The organism is Arthrobacter sp. TJ-236, from assembly GCF_058269235.1.
Genome location: NZ_JBZCNI010000001.1, coordinates 798,178 through 816,967, shown reverse-complemented (window position 1 = coordinate 816,967; position 18,790 = coordinate 798,178). Strand labels below are relative to the sequence as shown.

Annotated in this window: 19 protein-coding genes; 16 read left to right on the top strand and 3 right to left on the bottom strand. The window is 71.1% G+C overall.

The window, feature by feature from the left end; translation table 11 throughout:
* The first annotated feature begins 107 nt into the window (after positions 1–107).
* The 8 genes from AC4D16_RS03795 (at position 108) to AC4D16_RS03760 (ending at position 10,185) form a co-directional block, all read left to right on the top strand.
* Positions 108–1,844 carry a DUF8094 domain-containing protein gene (locus tag AC4D16_RS03795; RefSeq protein ID WP_490954003.1) on the top strand — a complete coding sequence of 579 codons (1,737 nt, stop codon included), beginning with the start codon at positions 108–110 and terminating at the stop codon, positions 1,842–1,844.
* Positions 1,845–1,960: 116 nt separating this feature from the next.
* Positions 1,961–2,917 carry a co-chaperone YbbN gene (locus AC4D16_RS03790; protein WP_490954002.1) on the top strand — a complete coding sequence of 319 codons (957 nt, stop codon included), beginning with the start codon at positions 1,961–1,963 and terminating at the stop codon, positions 2,915–2,917.
* 17 nt (positions 2,918–2,934) lie between these two features.
* Complete coding sequence (locus tag AC4D16_RS03785; protein WP_490954001.1) at positions 2,935–4,071, top strand: NADH:flavin oxidoreductase/NADH oxidase; 1,137 nt, start codon at positions 2,935–2,937, stop codon at positions 4,069–4,071.
* An 88-nt stretch (positions 4,072–4,159) separates the two neighbouring features.
* The gene (locus AC4D16_RS03780; RefSeq protein WP_490954000.1) at positions 4,160–4,969 is read left to right on the top strand and encodes an ABC transporter ATP-binding protein; all 810 of its coding nucleotides are present in this window, start codon (positions 4,160–4,162) and stop codon (positions 4,967–4,969) included.
* On the top strand, positions 4,951–6,516 hold the full coding sequence (locus tag AC4D16_RS03775) for a transporter (RefSeq protein WP_490953999.1): 1,566 nt from the start codon (positions 4,951–4,953) through the stop codon (positions 6,514–6,516). The genes AC4D16_RS03780 and AC4D16_RS03775 overlap by 19 nt, the downstream gene beginning before the upstream one ends.
* Before the next feature lie 97 nt (positions 6,517–6,613).
* Positions 6,614–6,913, top strand: coding sequence for a DUF3039 domain-containing protein (locus AC4D16_RS03770; protein ID WP_490948876.1), 300 nt, complete (start codon positions 6,614–6,616; stop codon positions 6,911–6,913).
* Between the two features lie 51 nt (positions 6,914–6,964).
* Positions 6,965–8,407 (top strand): MFS transporter, encoded by a 1,443-nt coding sequence (locus AC4D16_RS03765; RefSeq protein WP_490953998.1) that lies wholly within the window; start codon positions 6,965–6,967, stop codon positions 8,405–8,407.
* A complete protein-coding gene (locus AC4D16_RS03760) occupies positions 8,404–10,185 on the top strand; it encodes a DEAD/DEAH box helicase (protein WP_490953997.1) in 1,782 nt (593 codons plus the stop codon). Before AC4D16_RS03765 ends, AC4D16_RS03760 begins: the two co-directional genes overlap by 4 nt.
* Before the next feature lie 86 nt (positions 10,186–10,271).
* On the opposite strand, the gene AC4D16_RS03755 is transcribed toward AC4D16_RS03760, so the two are convergent.
* Entirely contained in the window at positions 10,272–10,895 is a 624-nt protein-coding gene (locus AC4D16_RS03755; RefSeq protein ID WP_490953996.1) for an isochorismatase family protein, read from the bottom strand.
* Positions 10,892–12,160, bottom strand: a complete 1,269-nt coding sequence (locus tag AC4D16_RS03750; protein WP_490954665.1) for a nicotinate phosphoribosyltransferase — start codon at positions 12,158–12,160, stop codon at positions 10,892–10,894. Before AC4D16_RS03750 ends, AC4D16_RS03755 begins: the two co-directional genes overlap by 4 nt.
* 177 nt (positions 12,161–12,337) lie before the next feature.
* On the opposite strand from AC4D16_RS03750, the gene clpS reads away from it, so the two are divergent.
* From clpS to AC4D16_RS03710, 8 genes are all read left to right on the top strand, one after another.
* A complete protein-coding gene (clpS, locus tag AC4D16_RS03745) occupies positions 12,338–12,646 on the top strand; it encodes an ATP-dependent Clp protease adapter ClpS (protein WP_490948880.1) in 309 nt (102 codons plus the stop codon).
* An 8-nt stretch (positions 12,647–12,654) separates the two neighbouring features.
* Entirely contained in the window at positions 12,655–13,230 is a 576-nt protein-coding gene (locus tag AC4D16_RS03740; protein ID WP_490953995.1) for a DUF2017 domain-containing protein, read from the top strand.
* Between the two features lie 143 nt (positions 13,231–13,373).
* On the top strand, positions 13,374–14,285 hold the full coding sequence (murI, locus tag AC4D16_RS03735) for a glutamate racemase (RefSeq protein ID WP_490948882.1): 912 nt from the start codon (positions 13,374–13,376) through the stop codon (positions 14,283–14,285).
* Positions 14,282–15,079: an MBL fold metallo-hydrolase gene (locus AC4D16_RS03730; protein WP_490948883.1), complete on the top strand. Its 798-nt coding sequence runs from the start codon at positions 14,282–14,284 to the stop codon at positions 15,077–15,079. The genes murI and AC4D16_RS03730 overlap by 4 nt, the downstream gene beginning before the upstream one ends.
* A 110-nt stretch (positions 15,080–15,189) precedes the next feature.
* Positions 15,190–15,981 (top strand): ribonuclease PH, encoded by a 792-nt coding sequence (gene rph, locus AC4D16_RS03725; RefSeq protein ID WP_490948884.1) that lies wholly within the window; start codon positions 15,190–15,192, stop codon positions 15,979–15,981.
* Complete coding sequence (rdgB, locus tag AC4D16_RS03720; protein WP_490953994.1) at positions 15,974–16,609, top strand: RdgB/HAM1 family non-canonical purine NTP pyrophosphatase; 636 nt, start codon at positions 15,974–15,976, stop codon at positions 16,607–16,609. The genes rph and rdgB overlap by 8 nt, the downstream gene beginning before the upstream one ends.
* 92 nt (positions 16,610–16,701) lie before the next feature.
* The gene (locus tag AC4D16_RS03715) at positions 16,702–17,382 is read left to right on the top strand and encodes a DedA family protein (RefSeq protein ID WP_490949487.1); all 681 of its coding nucleotides are present in this window, start codon (positions 16,702–16,704) and stop codon (positions 17,380–17,382) included.
* Complete coding sequence (locus AC4D16_RS03710; protein WP_490953993.1) at positions 17,379–18,182, top strand: GNAT family N-acetyltransferase; 804 nt, start codon at positions 17,379–17,381, stop codon at positions 18,180–18,182. Before AC4D16_RS03715 ends, AC4D16_RS03710 begins: the two co-directional genes overlap by 4 nt.
* Here the strand turns inward: AC4D16_RS03710 and AC4D16_RS03705 are convergent.
* Positions 18,081–18,722 (bottom strand): HAD family hydrolase, encoded by a 642-nt coding sequence (locus tag AC4D16_RS03705; RefSeq protein WP_490953992.1) that lies wholly within the window; start codon positions 18,720–18,722, stop codon positions 18,081–18,083. The two genes, AC4D16_RS03710 and AC4D16_RS03705, sit on opposite strands and share 102 nt — an antisense overlap.
* Positions 18,723–18,790: the final 68 nt, after the last annotated feature.

Below are 18,790 nucleotides of genomic sequence, written 5' to 3'. Positions count from 1 at the left end.
CCCGACGCGGCCGGACGGCCGGAGCCCGACGGTGGTCGCTGCCGTACGGGCGGCGTCCGGCGGGCAGGGAAGAGCAACGACCGGCAGACGATAGGTATCCAGTGCGCGTGAAGACAGCAGTACCGATCATCGTCCTGGGCCTCCTGCTGATGCTCCTCGGGATCGGGCAGCGTACGGTCTGGGCGCCCGCCGAGACCGTGACCGCGAGCCTCGCGCAGGACGTCGGGGCCGCTCCCGTCACCGTGATCGAGCCCGGCGCCCGCGGCGGCGGGGACGGGTCCGTCGAGGTCACCGTGCGTGCCGACGGTCCGTTCGTCCTCGCGGTCGGGCGTACCTCGGACGTCGAGGCGTGGGTGGGGGACGCCGCGCACCTCAGCGTCACCGGTATCGCCGACACCACGCTCGCCTCCGAGTACACCGAGGGCGAGGACACGGTGCCCGATCCCCGGGGCAGCGACCTCTGGACCAGCGAGGAGCCGGGCGACGGCACCCTGACCTATCGCTGGAGCGAGCCCGTGGAGGGTGACTGGTCCATCCTGCTCGCAGCGGACGGGGCCTCGGCGGCGCCGGCGGACGTGTCCGTCACCCGGCCCAACGACCAGAGCACCCCCCTCGCGCTCCCGCTGATCATCGGGGGTGCCCTGGTGGTCGTGCTCGGGATCGCCCTGCTGTTCATCGCCCCGCGTGGGCGCCGCGGACCACGCGGGCGCGATGCCGTGGAGGGCACACGTGCCCACGCCCGCCGACGGGCGAGTTCAGGCGCGGTGTCCATGGCCACGGCCGGCTCCGCGCTCGCCGTCGCCGGGCTGGTCGCGGCGGGAACGCTGGCCGGTGTGACGCCCGGGCAGGCCACCACGGCGTCCACCCCACCGGTCACGCCGTCGCCGTTCTCAGGGGCAAGCACCTCTCCCACAGCGGCCGCCCCCGGCGCGCCGTCCGCGGGCAGCGATGCCAGCGGCCCTCCGGTGATCCTCGACAACCAGTTGGAGCGCATCCTCGGCTCGGTGGCGTCCGCCGTGTCCGAGGGTGATGCCGCGTTCGACGTCGGGCCCCTCTCGGCGCGCGTGGCCGGCGCCGCGCTGGAGCTCCGCACGGGTGCCTATGCGGTCCATGCGAAGGACGAGCAGGCGACGATGCCCGCTCCCGTGGCCGCCGATCAGATCATGCTCAAGATGGTGCCGACGGACACCGAGTGGCCGCGCACCGTCGTCGCCCTGACCCAGGGCGAGGACAATCCCGTGCCCCAGGCGCTCGTGCTGGTGCAGCAGTCGCCGCGGGAGAACTACCGCCTCACCTCGGCGGTGCAGATGCTGCCCGCCAGTACGTTCCCGTCGCCACCTGCGCCGGGTGCCACGGGCCCCGTCCCGCTCGAAGAACCCGGCGCGCTCTCCTACGCCCCGCAGGCGGCGGTCGCGGCGATCGCCGACTTCCTGACCACGCCCGCCGGCGGTAACGCGGCGACCTTCGAGGAGAACTCCTTCGCGGAGGCCATCACCGAATTCCAGGCGGGCGTCGTGGCAGATCCCGGCAACGGCGCCGCGAACATCACCTTCGCCCACACCGCTCAGCCCGAGCGCACCGATGCCCTGCTCACGGGCGACGGCGGCGCCATGGTCTTCGGATACCTCACCCACACCTACTCGAGCGTGCCGAAGGCCGAGGGTGACACGATCGACCTGCGGGGTACGGTCTACGAGGCACTGACCGGTGAGGACACCACCGGTCGGGGCATCGACGTCACCTATGGGGAGGCGGTCATGATGTACGTGCCGCCCGCCGGGAGCGACGAGAGGATCCGGGTGATCGGCGCAGCACAGCAACTGCTCGGGGCGACCCTGCGCTGACGCGTTCCCGCGTCGGATCCGGTCGCACCGCGGACGACCGCACGTGCCGCGCGAGGCACGAGCTACCAGCCACGAGTCACCAGCCGTTCAGCACCACGTCAGAGAGAGGCAGAGCATTGTCCACACCAGCGCAGCGCGGCGGCATGCCGCCGTCGAGCATGAATCTCCGGGGGGCGGTCGACCTGTCCGCCCTGAAGGCGCGCGCGGACGCGGCGTCCCGACCACCGGCCGCCCGGCAGTCGCCGCCGCAGCAGAGCCCCTACATCGTCGAGGTGACGGAGCAGACCTTCCCCCAGCTGGTGCAGCTCTCCTCCGAGGTGCCGGTGGTCGTCAACATGCGGGCTCCGTGGAGCGAGCAGTCCAACCAGGTGACCGAGGCGCTCGAGGCCATCGCCGTCGCCTTCGACGGCCGCATGCTCCTGGCGAACGTGGACCTGCAGGCCCAGCCGCAGATCGCGCAGGCGTTCCAGGCGCAGGGCGCGCCGACGGTCGTCGCCGTCGTCAAGGGTCAACCCGTGCCCCTGTTCGAGGGAGTGCTCCCCGAACCGCAGATCCGTGCCTACCTCGACGAGCTCATGAAGGTGGCCGAGGCCAACGGCGTGACCGGGACGCTCAACGACGGCACGCAGGCTGCGCCCGACGCACCCGAGGAGCCGCCCCTGCCGCCGCTGCACCAGGATGCCTTCGACGCCATCGAGCGGGGTGACTACGCAGCGGCAGTGGATGCCTACCGCCGGGCCCTCGCCGAGCAGCCGGCGGATGCCGATGCGAAGGCCGGCCTCGCTCAGGTGGAGCTCATGCAGCGCGTGCAGCACGTCGACGCGGTGGAGGTGCGGCAGCGCGCCGCGGACGCGCCCGGGAATCTCGAGGCCCAGCTCGCCGTCGCCGATCTCGACGTCACCGGCGGTCACGTCGAGGACGCCTTTGCGCGTGTGGTCTCGTTCATCGGCACGAGCGCGGGGGAGGACAGGGAGACGGCGCGCAAGCGGCTGCTCGAGCTGTTCGACGTCGTGGGAGTGTCCGATCCACGCGTGACGAAGGCGCGCGGCGCTCTCGCCCGCGCGCTCTTCTAGTCCGAGCCGCTTACGCGATGACACCGCCCCCTGACGTCCCCACGGGACTCCGCCCCGACGCGCCGGACACTCCCGGGCTCTTCGACCCGATCACGCTGCGGTCGCTCGTCCTTCCCCATCGGGGATGGGTGGCGGCGATGTGCCAGTACTCGTGCGAGCCCGACGTCGCCCCCGGCGTCCCGACGGACTGGCACCTGGTGCACCTCGGGCAGTTCGCCGTCGGCGGGGCCGCGCTGATCATCACCGAGGCCGCCGCGGTGAGTCCGGAGGGCATGATCAGCCCGCGCGACGCCGGGATCTACTCCCGGGAGCAGGCGGAGGCGTGGCGTCGCATCAACGACTTCGTCCATGAGCACGGCACCGTGGGGACCCGGACCGCCGTCCAGCTCGCGCACGCCGGACGCAAGGCCTCGACCTATTGGCCGTTCAGCGGGAGGAAGGGCTCCGTGCCCGCGGAGGACGGCGGCTGGACGACGCTCGGTCCCACGGACGAGCCGTTCGGCCGCTACGCCGCGCCACGCGCCATGACCGAGGAGGACATCGCGGCCGTCGTGCGGGACTTCGCGGCGGCCGCCGTGCTCGCCGTCGAGGCGGGATTCGACGCCGTCGAGATCCACGCCGCCCACGGGTACCTCCTGCACCAGTTCCTCTCGCCGCTCGTCAACACGCGCCAGGACACCTGGGGAGGCTCCGAGGAGGGGCGTTTCCGCCTCACCCTCGAGGTGATCCGCTCCGTGCGCCGCGTGCTGCCCGCGGGGATGCCCCTGCTCCTGCGCATCTCGGCCACCGACTGGACCGAGGGCGGGCTCGACGCCGCGACGTCGACCCGTCTGGCCTCGGCCGCCGCGGAGGAGGGCGTGGACTTCGTCGACGTGTCCTCCGGGGGAGCCGTGCCCGATGCCGACATCCCGGTGGGGCCCGGCTACCAGGTGGCGCTCGCCGAGGAGGTCCGCGGCTCGGGAGTGCCCACGGGTGCCGTGGGGATGATCAGTGAGGCCGCGCAGGCGGACGCCGTGATCCGCAAGGGCCGGGCGGACGCCGTCCTCATCGCACGGGCGGCGCTCCGCGACCCGCAGTGGTGGATGCGGGCGGCCCAGGAGATCGGTCACGAGCTGGAGCGGACGCCCCAGTACCAGCGGGCCGGGCGCTACTGAGCGGCGGACGTTCCCCAGCGTCCTTCCTCCTTCTTTGTCCTTCTTTCGGATGACGATCGGCGTATCGGCCCGTTGCTAGCGTGAAGCCATGAGTTCCCTCCTGCCACCACCGTCCGACGAGAACGATCCCCAGGCGAGAGCAGGGACCGCAGCCCTCAGCATCCGGGGGTTGGCGAAGCGGTTCGGCGAGAAGATCGCCGTCAACGGGGTGGACCTCGAGGTTCCACCGGGATCGTTCTACGGCCTCGTCGGGCCGAACGGGGCCGGGAAGACCACCACCCTCTCGATGGCCACCGGCCTCCTGCGGCCCGACCACGGTCACGCCCTCGTGCACGGCGTCGACGTCTGGACCCAGCCGCTCGAGGCCAAGAAACTCATGGGGATCCTGCCGGACGGTGTGCGGCTCTTCGACAGGCTGACGGGCGAGCAGCTGGTCACCTACGCCGGCCTGCTCCGCGGGATGGACCGCGAGACCGTGGTGGAGCGCACGGGCGACCTGCTGCGGGCACTGGATCTGACGAACGACGCCGGGACGCTCGTGGTGGACTACTCCGCCGGCATGACCAAGAAGATCGCCCTCGCCTCGGCCCTCATCCACGCGCCCAAGCTGCTGGTGCTCGACGAGCCGTTCGAGTCGGTCGATCCCGTCTCTGCGGCGAACATCCGCGACATCCTGACCGGCTACGTGGAGTCCGGCGGCTCCGTGATCGTCTCGAGCCACGTCATGGACCTCGTCCAGCGCATGTGCGACCACGTCGCCGTGATCGCAGCGGGCACGGTGCTGGCAGCGGGGTCCATCGACGAGGTCCGCGGCGACGCGACGCTCGAGGACCGCTTCGTCGAGCTCGTCGGCGGACGCAACACCTCGGAGGGCCTGTCATGGTTGCGGACCTCCTGAGGCTGAAGCTCGTCCTGCTCCGGAACTCCTTCAAGAGGAGCACGGCGCAGCTCGTCGGAGTGATCCTCGGCGGCCTGTACGGACTCGGACTGCTCGGGACCGTCGTCGTGGGCCTGGCGTTCCTCGGTCAGGCGGATCTCGACCTGATCCGCACCGTCCTGGTGATCGCGGGCTCCGCAACCGTTCTCGGCTGGATCGTCATCCCGATCGCCGCCACCGGGATCGACATGACGCTCGACCCGGCGCGCTTCGTGACCTTCGCGATCCCGCTGCGGCAGCTGCTCACGGGGCTCGTCCTCGGGGGGATCGTGGGGATCCCCGGCATCGTCACGCTGATCGCCGCCCTTGCGCAGGTCCTCGCATGGATCCGCTACCCGGGTGCGGCCGTCACGGCGCTCGTGTGCGGTGTCCTCGCCGTCGTGCTCTGCGTGGTGGCGTCCCGGCTGGTGACGACGGCGGTCTCCTCGATGACCGGGTCCCGGCGCTTCAAGGACATCAACGGTGTGGTGGCGTTCATCCCGCTGCTGTTCCTCGGGCCGATCATCGGCGGCGTCACGGCCGGGTTCCAGAACTCACCGGGCTTCGCCACCTCACTCGCCGAGGTCCTCGCCTGGACGCCGCTCGGCGCGCTGTGGGCCGCACCGGCGGACGTCGCCGCGGGAAACATCGGACTCGCCCTGGTGCGTGTGCTCATCGGCGTCGTCACGCTCGTCCTGTTCGTGGCCCTGTGGAGCCGTAGCCTGAGCCACGCCCTCGTCACCCCGCCCTACAACGCGGTCACGAAGCGCTCCGGTGGCAACCTCGGATGGTTCGGGCGCTTCCCGGCGACGCCGGCGGGTGCCGTGGGAGCGCGGGCGCTCACCTACTGGCTCCGGGACCCCCGGTACTCGGCCTCGCTCATCGTCATCCCCTTCATCGCGGTGCTCCTCTACTTCTCGGGCGGACTGAGCGGCGGCGCCTTCGCGTTCCTCGGGCCCATCACCGCGTTCCTGCTCGCATGGTCCATCTCCGCCGACATCTCCTACGACAACACCGCCTTCAGCCTCCACGTCTCCACGGGAGTCAGCGGCCGGGACGACAGGCTGGGGCGCGCGGCGGCCCTCCTGGTCTTCGGCGTGCCCGTGGCCCTGGTGTTCACGGTGGCCCCGCTCCTGATCGCGGGGCGGCTCGAGGACCTGCCGGCCCTCCTCGGGCTCTCCCTCGGTCTGCTCCTGACGGGTGCGGGGCTCTCGAGCGTCGTCTCCGCCCGCTACACGTACAACGTCCCGCTGCCCGGCGAGAGCGCCTTCAAGACACCTCCGGGCACCAACTTCCTGATGTTCGCGGTGCAGTTCATCGGCTGGTTCGTCATGCTCCTGCTGGCGTTGCCCGAGATCGTCCTGACCGTCGTGTACTTCGTCACCGGCGACGCGCTCTTCGGCTGGCTGTCCCTGCTGGTGGGCCTGGTGCTCGGGGCCGTCCTCCTGGTGGTGGGCATCCGCGTGGGCGGGCGCTGGTACGAGCGCCGTGCGCCCGAGCTGCTGCTGGCGGTGTCGGCGAACCGCTGAGACCGTCCGCGGGAATCCTCGGGGGTCGTCGTGCGGTGCGGCTCGGTGGGCCTCCGGGCCCCGGACCCGGAGCCGCACCTGACGATAGACTGCCACCATGACGATGCCTGCTGATCCCTTCGAACGAGAGCCCCTCGACGGCGGTGGCTCCACCGCGACGATCGAACGCGAGGAGGTGCGCCAGGAGGTCGAGCCGGGCGACGCCGAGCGCTTCGCGCACTACGTGCGCAAGGAGAAGATCATGGAGTCCGCCTTCACGGGCGAACCCGTGATCGCTCTCTGCGGCAAGGTGTGGACGCCCGGGCGTGACCCCGAGAAGTTCCCGGTCTGCCCGGAGTGCAAGGAGATCTACAACGGCCTGCGACCCGGCAAGGACGGCAAGGACGGCAAGGACTGACCGGGCTCGACAGTATGAGTACCTGACCGCACGAGACGACCACCGGGAGGCATGGTGCAGACCGTGAGCCCCGGAGCCGGAGCCATGTCCGCGGAGCTGCGTCCGCTCACCCTCGGCATCCTCGCCATCATCACCTGCGCCGCCTTCGAGGCCATGGCGGTCGTCACCGCGATGCCGGCCGTCGCGAGCGAGCTCTCGGGGACGTCCAGCTACGGCCTCGCCTTCTCGATGTACCTCACCGCCTCCCTGCTCGGGACCGTGGTGGCCGGCTCGTGGTGCGACCGCAGCGGGCCGCGGCCCGCCCTCGCCGTGGGCATGACCCTCATGATCCTCGGGTTGCTCGCCGCCGGCGCGGCGCCGGAGTTCTGGCTCGTCACCGCGGGCCGGGCCGTCTCGGGACTGGGTGGCGGCTTCATGATCGTCGCCGTCTACGTGGTGATCGGCCGTTCGTTCCCGCAATCGGCGCAGCCCGTGGTCTTCGGCTGGCTCTCCGCCGCGTGGGTCCTCCCCGCGTTGATCGGCCCCGTGGTCGCCGGGTTTGTCACGGAACAGGTCGGGTGGCGCTGGGTGTTCCTCGGCGTCGCGCCGATCGTCCTCGCGGCCGTCCTGGTCGTCTGGCCGAGGACGCGCGCACTCGGACCCGTCGCGTCACCGGACAGCGGGTCCGCGAAGGCCAGGACCGTCCGGGGCTTCGCCCTCGCGGGCGGCGTGTTCGCCGCTCAGTGGTCCCTCGTGCATCTCGCGGATCTGGCAGACCCGGGCGCCGGTACCGTCCTGGGGCTCCTGGGCATCGCTGCCGCCGGGGTCGTCGTCGTGCTCCTCGCCCTCCCGCCCCTGCTGCCGCCGGGTACGCTGCGGCTGGCGCGCGGCCTTCCGAGCATCATCGCCACGCGCGGTCTCGTGACCGTGTCCTTCTTCGGCACCGAGGCGTTCATCCCGCTGATGCTCGTGACCTCCCGCGGCCTCGATCCGGGGATCGCCGGCCTGACCCTGAGCGCCGGGGCCCTCGGCTGGAGCGGCGGCTCGTTCGTGCAGGCCCGCGTGAGGATCGGGCGGCAGTGGCTCCTCGTGATCGGCCCGTCCATCCTGTCGGCGTCCCTGGGCGGGTTCGCGCTGGCCACGGCCACGGAAGCGCCCCTCTGGCTGCTCGCCGTCGTCTGGGCCGCCTCGGGCTTCGCCATGGGCATGACGCTCTCGAGCACGTCGGTCCTGGTGCTGAAGCTCTCCGCCACGCGGGAGCAGGGACGCAACTCGGCCGCACTGCAGATCTCCGACCAGCTGGGAGGCGTGGTGGGAACCGCAGGCGCGGGCGCCCTCTACGCGCTCCTGCTCGACGAGGCCGACCCGGGACACGTACCCACCTTCGTTGCGATCTGGCTGGCTCTCTGGGCGTTCACGGCAGCAGGTATAGTTTCGGGTTCGAGAGGGGCGGGCACAGCCCACACCACCCACCTCACCCCCAGCACGTCGATGGAAGGTACTGTCCGGCAGTGAGTAGTGACACCCTGTTCGGAGCCGGCGCAGCACTGCCTCCCGCCTACCCTGAACGCGCTGCCTGGGGCACGGCGCCGAAGCTCCGCCAGTGGCAGAGCGAGGCGCTCGAGAAGTACTTCGACGAGTCGCCGAGCGACTTCCTCGCGGTCGCGACGCCGGGCGCCGGGAAGACCACCTTCGCGCTCCGCGTGGCCACCCAGCTCGTGGACCGCGGCGTGGTCAACCGCATCACCATCGTGGCGCCCACGGACCACCTCAAGCGCCAGTGGGCGGACGCCGCCGCGAAGGTCGGTCTGGCGATCGACCCCAACTTCAAGAACGCCGACGGGCGGCACGGAGGCGCGTTCATCGGCGTCGCGGTGACCTACGCGCAGGTGGCGAGCAAGCCGATGCTGCACCGCGCGAAGACCGAGGCGGCCCGCACGCTCGTGATCCTCGACGAGATCCACCACGGCGGCGACGCCCTGTCCTGGGGCGACGGCATCCGCGAGGCCTTCGAGCCGGCCACGCGCCGGCTCGCCCTGACCGGTACGCCGTTCCGCTCGGACACGGCCGCCATCCCGTTCGTGGAGTACGTCGAGGATCGCGACGGGATCCGTCGCTCCCGGGCGGACTACACCTACGGCTACGGCCAGGCGCTCAGGGACCACGTGGTGCGGCCCGTCATGTTCATGGCGTACTCCGGCCAGATGCGCTGGCGGACCAGTGCGGGCGAGGAGATGGCGGCATCGCTCGGCGAGTCGGCCGTCACGAAGGACATCACGGCCCAGGCCTGGCGGACGGCGCTCAACCCCGCCGGTGAGTGGATTCCCTCGGTTCTCGCGGCGGCGGACAAGCGCCTCACCGAGGTGCGGAGGACGGTGCACGACGCCGGGGGACTCGTGATCGCCACGGACCACGACGACGCCCGCGCCTACGCAGGCCAGCTCAAGCGGATCACGGGGGAGTCCCCGACCGTCATCCTCTCCGACGACGCGAAGGCCTCGGGCAAGATCGAGGAGTTCTCCGCGGGCGAGAAGCGCTGGATGGTGGCGGTGCGCATGGTGTCGGAGGGCGTCGACGTCCCGCGGCTCGCGGTCGGCGTCTACGCGACCTCCACCGCCACGCCCCTGTTCTTCGCCCAGGCGGTGGGCCGCTACGTCCGTGCACGACGCCGCGGTGAGACGGCGTCGATCTTCCTGCCCTCGGTCCCCACCCTCATGGCGCTCGCGAACCAGCTCGAGCTGGAGCGTGACCACGCGCTCGACCGCCCGGACAAGGACGACGAGGGCTTCGGCCTCGAGGACGGCCTGATGGAGGCCGCGAACCGCGAGGACAAGGCCTCCGACTCCCTGACGAAGCAGAAGTTCGAGGCTCTGGAGTCACAGGCGTCCTTCGACCGCGTCCTGTTCGACGGCGGCGAGTTCGGGACCGGCGGGGAGCTGGGGAGCGAGGACGAGCAGGACTTCCTCGGCATCCCGGGCCTGCTCGACGCCGACCAGGTGGGCCAGCTGCTGCGCCAGCGGCAGCACGAGCAGCAGTCGCGCCGGAAGGCCAGGGGCGGCGCCGCGGCCCCGGCGGCCGAGCCGCTCGTCGTGGACCACCGTCAGCTCACCGAGCTGCGCGGCCAGCTGGCGAAGAACGTCTCGGCGTGGGCGGCCCGCACGGGCATGCCGCACGGCCAGGTTCACACCGAACTGCGGCGTCAGTGCGGGGGCCCGGCCGTCGCACAGGCCAACGAGGACCAGCTGCAGCGCCGGTTGCAGAAGCTGCAGGACTGGTTCATCGGCAAGAAGTAGGGCGCTCGCGCGCGAGCGTGCGGGCCACGCTGGAGTGGGCGCGGCGCCCGCGCGGGTCCAGAGGGTGCAGCGGGATCCGGCGGCGTCTAGCGGCGGAGTTCGATCCCTGCGGACTCGAGTTCGTCGAGGGCGTCCTCGGAGCCGTCCGCATGCACCCCGCGCGTGAGATCCGCGATGACGGAGACCCCGTACCCCGCCTGCAGCGCGTCGAGGGCGGTGGCCCGCACGCAGTAGTCGGTCGCGAGGCCCACCACCACGACGTCGTCCACCTCGTGGTCCCGGAGCCAGTCGTCGAGCGTCAAGGGATCCTCGTCGGTCTCGACCGAGCCCCCGCCGAGCTTCTGCTCTCCCGTGGGCACTTCGTCCTCCGGGGCCTTGACCCCCTCGAAGCCCGAGTACGCGGCCTCGAACTGTCCCTTCCGGAACACGGCGTCGATGCTCTCGGTGTCGAGGTCCGGGTGGAAGTCCGAGCCCTTGGTGTCTGCGACGCAGTGGACGGGCCACGAGTCCACGAAGTCGGGGGTCTCGCTGAAGTGGGCCCCCGGATCGATGTGCCAGTCCTGGGTCGCGACGATGTAGTCGTAGGACCCGGCCTGCTCGTCGATGTGGTCGCTGATGTCCGCGGCCACGCGTGCGCCGCCGTCGACGGCGAGGGAACCGCCCTCGCAGAAGTCGTTCTGCACGTCCACGATGATGAGTGCGCGTGTCATGGTGCTGCCTCCTCGTACTCGGTGGGGATGACGGGCTCGCCGCGCTGCAGGCGCCGCACGGCGCCCGGGAGTTCGGCGATCGAGAGCGTGTGCCGTTCGGCCGCGCGGGTGACGGCCTCAGCGCCCGTCCACCCGGGGAGGAGGACGCCGTCGCGGACGAAGTGCTGGACGAGCGGGCGGTCATTGCCGTCGTCGGCCGGGCTGATGCCGATCCCCACCACTTCCGCCTGCGCGACGCCGCGTTCGTCGAGGCGGCGGAGGGCGTCCTTGTGGCCGCCGAGGGACGCCTTGTTCTTGGAGGCCTTCGCCACGGACACGTAGGCGCCGTCGTCCCCCTCCCGGCTCACGAGCTTGTAGACCATCCCGGCCGTGGGGGCACCGGACCCGGTGACGAGGGAGGTGCCCACGCCGTAGGAGTCCACCGGCGCGGAGGCGAGGAGACCGATCGCGAACTCGTCGAGGTCCGAGGTGACGACGATCTTCGTGGAGGTGTTGCCGAGGTCGTCCAGGAGGTGGCGCACCCATCGCGCCTGCGCCACGAGGTCCCCGGAGTCGAGCCGGACGGCACCGAGTTCGGGTCCTGCGACGTCCACGGCGGTGCGGACGCCCTGTTCGACGTCGTACGTGTCCACGAGCAGCGACGTGCCGCGGCCGAGCGAGGCGACCTGCGCCTCGAAGGCCGCCCGCTCGGAGTCGTGGAGGAGGGTGAAGGAGTGCGCCGCGGTCCCGACCGTCGGGAGACCGTACCGGCGGCCGGCCTCCAGGTTCGAGGTGCTCGCGAAGCCACCGATCACGGCGGCGCGGGCCGCGGCGACGGCCGCTTCCTCGTGCGTGCGGCGCGAGCCCATCTCGATGCACGGCCGACCGGCTGCCGCGCCTGTCATGCGCGAGGCGGCCGAGGCGATGGCGCTGTCGTGGTTGAGGATCGAGAGGACGAGGGTCTCGAGGATGCAGGCCTCGGCGAACGAGGACTCGATGGTGAGGATGGGCGACCCGGGGAAGTAGGCCTCGCCCTCCGCGTACCCGGAGATCGATCCGCGGAAACGGAAGTCGGCGAGCCAGGCGAGCGTGGTGTCGTCGACGATCCTGTGGTCGGCGAGGAAGCCGAGCTGCACGTCGTCGAACGTGAAGGTCTCGAGCGCCTCCAGCAGACGCCCGGTCCCGGCGACGACGCCGTAGCGGCGGCCCGCCGGCAGACGCCGGGCGAAGGCCTCGAACACGGAGCGGCGGTGCGCCGCCCCCGAGTGCAGCGACGCCTGGAGCATCGTGAGTTCGTACTGGTCGGTGAAGAGCGCGCTGTTCTGCGCGATCACCGGGGCGGGGGGCGTACGGGACGCGTGAGCGCCGGTCACGGGGATGGTCACCCTCAGAACGATAGCGGGGCGCCTGTCCTCCTGCGTACCCGGCGGCGGCACCCGGCCGTGCGACCTAGAATGGGCGGTATGACAGTAGGCTTCGCAACCGGCACGGACACGCTGGAGGAGGTGCGCTCCGCCGAGCGCACGGACCTCGACCAGCCCTGGGTGGTGGTGGTCTGGAACGACCCCGTGAACCTCATGAGCTACGTCAGCTACGTCTTCCAGACCTACTTCGGCTACAGCGAGGCCAGGGCCCGCACGCTCATGCTCGAGGTCCACGAGCAGGGGCGCTCCGCCGTCGTCTCCGGTACACGGGAGAAGGTGGAGCAGGACACCGTCGCGCTCCACTCCTACGGACTCTGGGCCACCTTCGAAAAAGCCGGAAGCGAGTAGTCCGCCCCATGGCGAAACCCTTCAAGTCAACGCGTCGCGGCATCACCGGGGCGCTCGAGCCCGGCGAGGCGCGCCTGCTGCGTGCACTGCTCGACGACGTCGTCTCCATGCTCGAGCCCGACACCGCACCGAGCGAGGACCCGCTGGCGGCGCTCGTGGGCATGTCGGGGGCGGACTCCGACGCGAGCGCGCCGGATGACTCCGCCGTGCGGCGGCTCCTGCCCGACGCCGTCCGCGGGGACGACGACGAGGCCCTCGCCTTCCGCCGTCTCACCGAGCGCTCCCTGCGCGAGCAGAAGATCGGGGCCCTGCGCAGTACCGCCCTGCTGACGGAGTCGAGTCCCATGACCCTCGGGGACGACCAGGCGCGCCTGTTCGCGCAGGCCCTCAACGACGTGCGGCTGGTCCTCGCGGACCGCCTGAGCATCGAGACGGAGGAGGACGCCGAGCGCCTGCACGACATCGCCGACTCGAAGGACGTGGACGACGTCGAGTCCTACCTGGCGCTCGTCTACAACTTCGTCACGTGGCTCCAGGAGTCGCTCGTGCAGGCGATGCTGAAGGCCGCGAAGCTCGAGCGCTGACGGCCGCGGAAGGCCCTCCGCGGGCGGGACGCACGTCCGGAGACGGGACACCTGCCGCGATGTCCCCCACGACACGCGCTGTGACACATCGCACGGACCGACGGATAGTTTTCGTCGGTGGCACACCATATTCTCGAGGGATCATGAGTCAACAGCCCCTGCCCGCTGACCGTGCGGAAGCGCCCATCGGCATCTTCGACTCCGGTGTCGGGGGATTGACGGTGGCCCGGGCGGTCATCGACCAGCTGCCCCACGAATCGATCATGTATGTGGGCGACACCGCGAACGGACCCTACGGGCCGCTGCCCATCGCCCGCGTGCGGGCGCACGCCCTGGGTGTCATGGACGAACTCGTGGACTCCGGCGTGAAGCTGCTCGTGATCGCCTGCAACTCGGCGTCGGCCGCCGTCCTCCGGGACGCCCGCGAGCGCTACACCGCGCGCTACGGCATCCCCGTGATCGAGGTCATTCAGCCGGCCGTCCGCCGGGCGGTCGCGGCCACGCGCACGGGCCGGATCGGCGTCATCGGGACGTCCGCGACCATCGGCTCGCGGGCCTATGACGACACGTTCGCCGCCGCACCGCACCTCGAGGTCACCTCGGTCGCGTGCCCCGCCTTCGTCGAGTTCGTCGAGGCCGGCATCACCGGCGGGCCGGAGCTGCTGCGCACGGCCGAGGAGTACCTCGCGCCGCTGCAGGCCGCCGACGTGGACACCCTCGTGCTCGGCTGCACCCATTACCCGCTCCTCACCGGGGTCATCTCCTACGTGATGGGCGACGCCGTCACCCTCGTCTCCAGCGCCGAGGAGACCGCGAAGGACGTCTACCGCGCCCTCGTCTCCCACGGTCTCGAACGGCGCGGCGATGCGCCGGGCGAGCACCGGTTCGTCGCGACCGGGGACTCGACGAGCTTCGAGGTCCTGGCGCGCCGATTCCTCGGGCCGGAGGTGGTGAGCGTGCAGCACGTGGATCACGTGGCCGCGCAGTACCCCACCGGCAGCCTGGCCCGGATCACGCCGGAGATGATCGCGGCCGCCGGGTTCCCGCGCACATGAAACTCACGATCGTCGGCTGCAGCGGATCCTTCCCCGGACCGCAGTCCCCGGCGTCCTGCTACCTGCTGAGTGCGGAGTGGGAGGGGCGCACCTGGCGGATCCTGCTCGATCTCGGCAACGGGTCCCTCGGTGCCCTCCAGCGCTACATGGATCTGCGGGAGATCGACGGTGTGTTCCTCTCGCACCTGCACCCCGACCACTGCATGGACCTCTGTGGTCTCCACGTGGCCGTGCACTGGGACCCCTCCGGCTGGGGACTGCCCCGCATCCCCGTCTGGGGTCCGGCCGCGACCGCGGACCGCATGGCGAGCGCCTACGGCCTTGATCCCGACCCCGGGATGCACGAGGACTTCGACTTCCGGTCCTGGGCGGACCGCGGGCCCGTGAGCATCGGGCCGTTCACCGTCACGCCGTACCGCGTGCTGCACCCCATCGAGGAGGCCTATGCGCTCCGGGTGGAGGTGGCGGAAGCCGACGCGTCCGGCGTCGTGCGCCCGCACGTGCTGACCTACTCGGGTGACACGGACGCATGCGACGGTCTCGTCGACGCGGCCCGCGACGCCGACATCTTCCTCTGCGAGGCGGCGTTCCACGAGGGGCGCGACGACGCCATCACGGGTGTGCACCTCACGGGCAAGCGCGCGGGTGCCGTGGCGACGGAAGCCTCGGCGCGACGGCTGCTCCTGACGCACCTGCCGGTCTGGAACGACGCCAACCTCGCCGTGAGCGAGGCGAGGGAGAGCTACGACGGCCACCTCGCCGTCGCGGTGGCCGGCGTCTCCTACTCCGTCTGACCGGTTGCTCAACCTGAGCGTCCGGCGCCGTGACGCGTCGTTGTGGAGACGTCGCGCGAAGGTCCAGCTGTTCACGTCATGCCTTCAGGCCCCCGTCTAGACTGGGGACCATGACCCCCCCGAACCAGAGCTCCGAGCTCCCTGCTGCCGCACACGGCTCCCCCGCGCTCCGAGCCGACGGCCGCACGCCGGACCAGCTCCGCGCCATCAGCATCACGCGCGGCTGGTCGAAGCAGGCCGAGGGGTCCGCGCTCATCGAGTTCGGCAACACGCGCGTGCTCTGCACCGCATCCCTGACCAGCGGTGTTCCCCGGTGGCTGAAGGGCGAGGGGAGGGGCTGGGTCACCGCGGAGTACGCGATGCTGCCACGGGCCACCAACACGCGCTCGGACCGTGAGTCGGTCAAGGGGAAGATCGGCGGCCGTACCCACGAGATCTCGCGTCTGATCGGCCGTTCGCTGCGGTCCATCATCGACACCAAGGCGCTCGGCGAGAACACGATCGTGCTGGATTGCGACGTGCTGCAGGCCGACGGCGGAACCCGCACGGCGGCGATCACGGGAGCCTACGTGGCGCTCGCCGACGCCATCCGGTACGCCAAGGAGAACAAACTGATCCCCGCGTCGGCGTCCCCGCTGACCGACACCGTCGCCGCGATCAGCGTGGGCATCATCGACGGCGTGCCCATGCTCGACCTGCCCTACGTGGAGGACGTGCGCGCGGAGACGGACATGAACGTCGTCGTCACGGGATCCGGCAAGTTCGTCGAGGTGCAGGGCACTGCGGAGGGCGCACCCTTCGACCGCGCGGAACTCGATGCTCTCCTCGACCTCGCGCTGCTCGGCACGGCGCAGCTCGCCCGCATCCAGGTGGACACCCTGCGGGAATCGCACGGTGGGTGAGGCACCCGCGCCGCGTCTCGTCCTCGCCACGCGGAACGCCGGCAAGCTCCGTGAGCTCCGGGAGTTGCTCCGCGGTCGGGTGCCGGGACTCGACGTCGACACGCAGGTGATCGACGCGGCGACGGCCGGCGCGCCGGACGTGATCGAGAGCGGGGTGACGTTCGAGGAGAACGCACTCCTCAAGGCCGAGCAGACTGCCGCGGCCACCGGCCTGATCGCCGTCGCGGACGACTCGGGTCTCGCCGTGGACGTGCTCGGGGGAGCACCCGGGATCTTCTCCGCCCGCTGGGCGGGCACCCACGGGGACGACGACGCGAACATGCGCCTCCTCCTGGCGCAACTGTCCGATCTCCCCGACGGGCGGCGGGGCGCAGCGTTCGTCTGCGCGGCGGCGCTCGCCGGCCCCCGGGACAGCACCGTGACGGCGCACACGGAGCGTGGCGAGCTGAGGGGGATCCTCCTGCACGCGCCGCGGGGCAAGGGCGGATTCGGGTACGACCCGATCCTCGTCCCCGCCGGAACCGAGCGCACGTGCGGCGAACTGAGCGCCGACGAGAAGAACGCCATCAGTCACCGCGGGATCGCCTTCCGTGCCCTCCTGCCGTATCTGATCGATGCGTTGGCCTGAGCCGTGACGCCCGAGCGTCAGCCCCCTGCGCGATCGGTCCATCCGAAGCGCGGACCACGAACCACCGAAGAGACGGGAACACCGTGAGTATCATCCACACAGTCGAGGCCGTGCAGGTCACCGCGGCCACCACCTCCTCGGACGGCTCGGCCCTCGGCAGCGTGACCGACTGGGCCGTGAACCTGATGGAGACGATCGGGGCTCCGGGTGCGGGCCTCGCGATCGCCCTCGAGAACCTGTTCCCACCGCTGCCCAGCGAGGTCATCCTGCCCCTGGCCGGATTCACCGCGAGCCGCGGGAACTTCTCGCTCTTCGAGGCCATCCTCTGGACCACGCTCGGTTCCGTGGTGGGCGCCTACGCGCTGTACGCGCTCGGGGCCTGGCTGGGGCGCGACAGGATGCGCCGTCTCGTGTCCAAGGTGCCGCTGATCGACATCGAGGACGTCGACCGCGTCGAGGCGTGGTTCGCCCGCCACGGGTACCGCGCGGTCTTCTTCGGGCGCATGATCCCGCTGTTCAGGAGCCTCGTGTCCATCCCGGCGGGAATCGAACGCATGCCCGTCGGCATCTTCCTCCTGCTCACGACCGCGGGGAGCCTCATCTGGAACTCGATCTTCGTGCTCGCGGGCTTCTACCTCGGCGAGAATTGGCACGTCGTGGAGCAGTACGCGGAGATCTTCCAGCGGATCGTGATCGTCGGGATCATCCTCTTCGCCGTCTGGTTCGTGGTCACGAAGATCCGCAAGCACCGGCTCAGGAAGCGGGTGCAGTGACCGGAGCGGTGCCAGGGCCGGCGTCGCCTTCGGGTGGCGACCAGCCGGCCGCGGCTCCGCTCGCCGCGGTCTGGCCGCTCTTCGGGCTCGTCATCACGACCCCGCGCCTGGTCCTGACGCCCCTGCGCGACGAGCACCTGCCCGGACTCGTCGATGCCGCGCTCGCAGGTATCCACGATCCGGCGGTGATGCCGTTCAGCGTCCCGTGGACGGATGCCCCCCGCGACGTGCTCGTGACCGAGACCCTGAAGTACCAGTGGCGGACCCGGGCGCAGACCGGACCGGACGAGTGGACCGTGTCCTTCGCCGTCCTCCGCGACCGGCAGGTCATCGGCGTGCAGGATCTCATGGCGCGGCGGTTCCGCACGCTGCGGCAGGTCGAATCCGGCTCGTGGTTGACCGCGTCCTCGCAGGGTCAGGGCCTCGGTACCGAGATGCGGGCGGCCGTGCTGCAGTTCGCCTTCGACCGCCTCGGGGCGACGTCCGCCGTCTCGGCCGCCGCCGAGTGGAACCACGCGTCCCTCGGCGTCTCGCGTCGCCTCGGGTACGTCCCGAACGGCACCGCCCTCGTGGAGGCGCGCGCCGGCGAGCCGGGTCACGAGCAGAGGCTCCTGCTGCAGCGCGACCAGTTCGTCCGGCCCTCCTGGTCCGCGAGCATCGCGGGTGATGAGGCTGTCGGGGCGTTCCTGCTGGGTGGGTCAGGTGAGGTCCGGGACCATCGGCGCGACGCGGGCGGGCCGGGTGAGCTCCCGGGACAGATCAGCGGCCGGATCGAACAGTCGCGCGTCCAGCCCGAGTGAGAGGGCCGTGTCGATGTTCGCCGGGGCGTCGTCGATGAAGGTCACATCGTGCGGCTGGACCCCGAGCTCGGACAGGACGAACCGGAAGATCTCCGCCGACGGCTTCACGAGGCCCAGCGAGGAACTGAAGAAGCGGTGGGGGAAGAATCCCGTCCAGGGCGCGTGCGCCAGCTGCGCCACCATGGCGGCGGGCATGTTCGACAGCAGCGCCAGGCGCTCACCCTGGGCGTCCAGGTCCTGGAGCACGTCCAGCGTCTCGAGGTTGGGGTGCGACCACTGGTTGCCGTCGAGGACGTCGAGCCAGGACGCCCTCGCGGACTCGACCCGCTCGCCGCACACGAGCGACCAGTACTCGATCGAGGTGAGCGAACCGGCGTCGTACGCGAACCGGTGCTGCCAGTAGGACGACGTCGATTCCTGCGGGGACGGCACGCCGGTCGCCTCGGACATGAGTTCCCAGTCCTCGGGCGTGGGCGACGTCGAGATCACGTTCCCGTAGTCGAAGAGGAAGAGGCGGCGGGGGCGGTCGGAGCGAGCCATGGTCAAGAGTAGGACGGCGACATCCCGGACGCGCCGCGCCGGGAGTGAACGTTGCATGAACGGGAAGT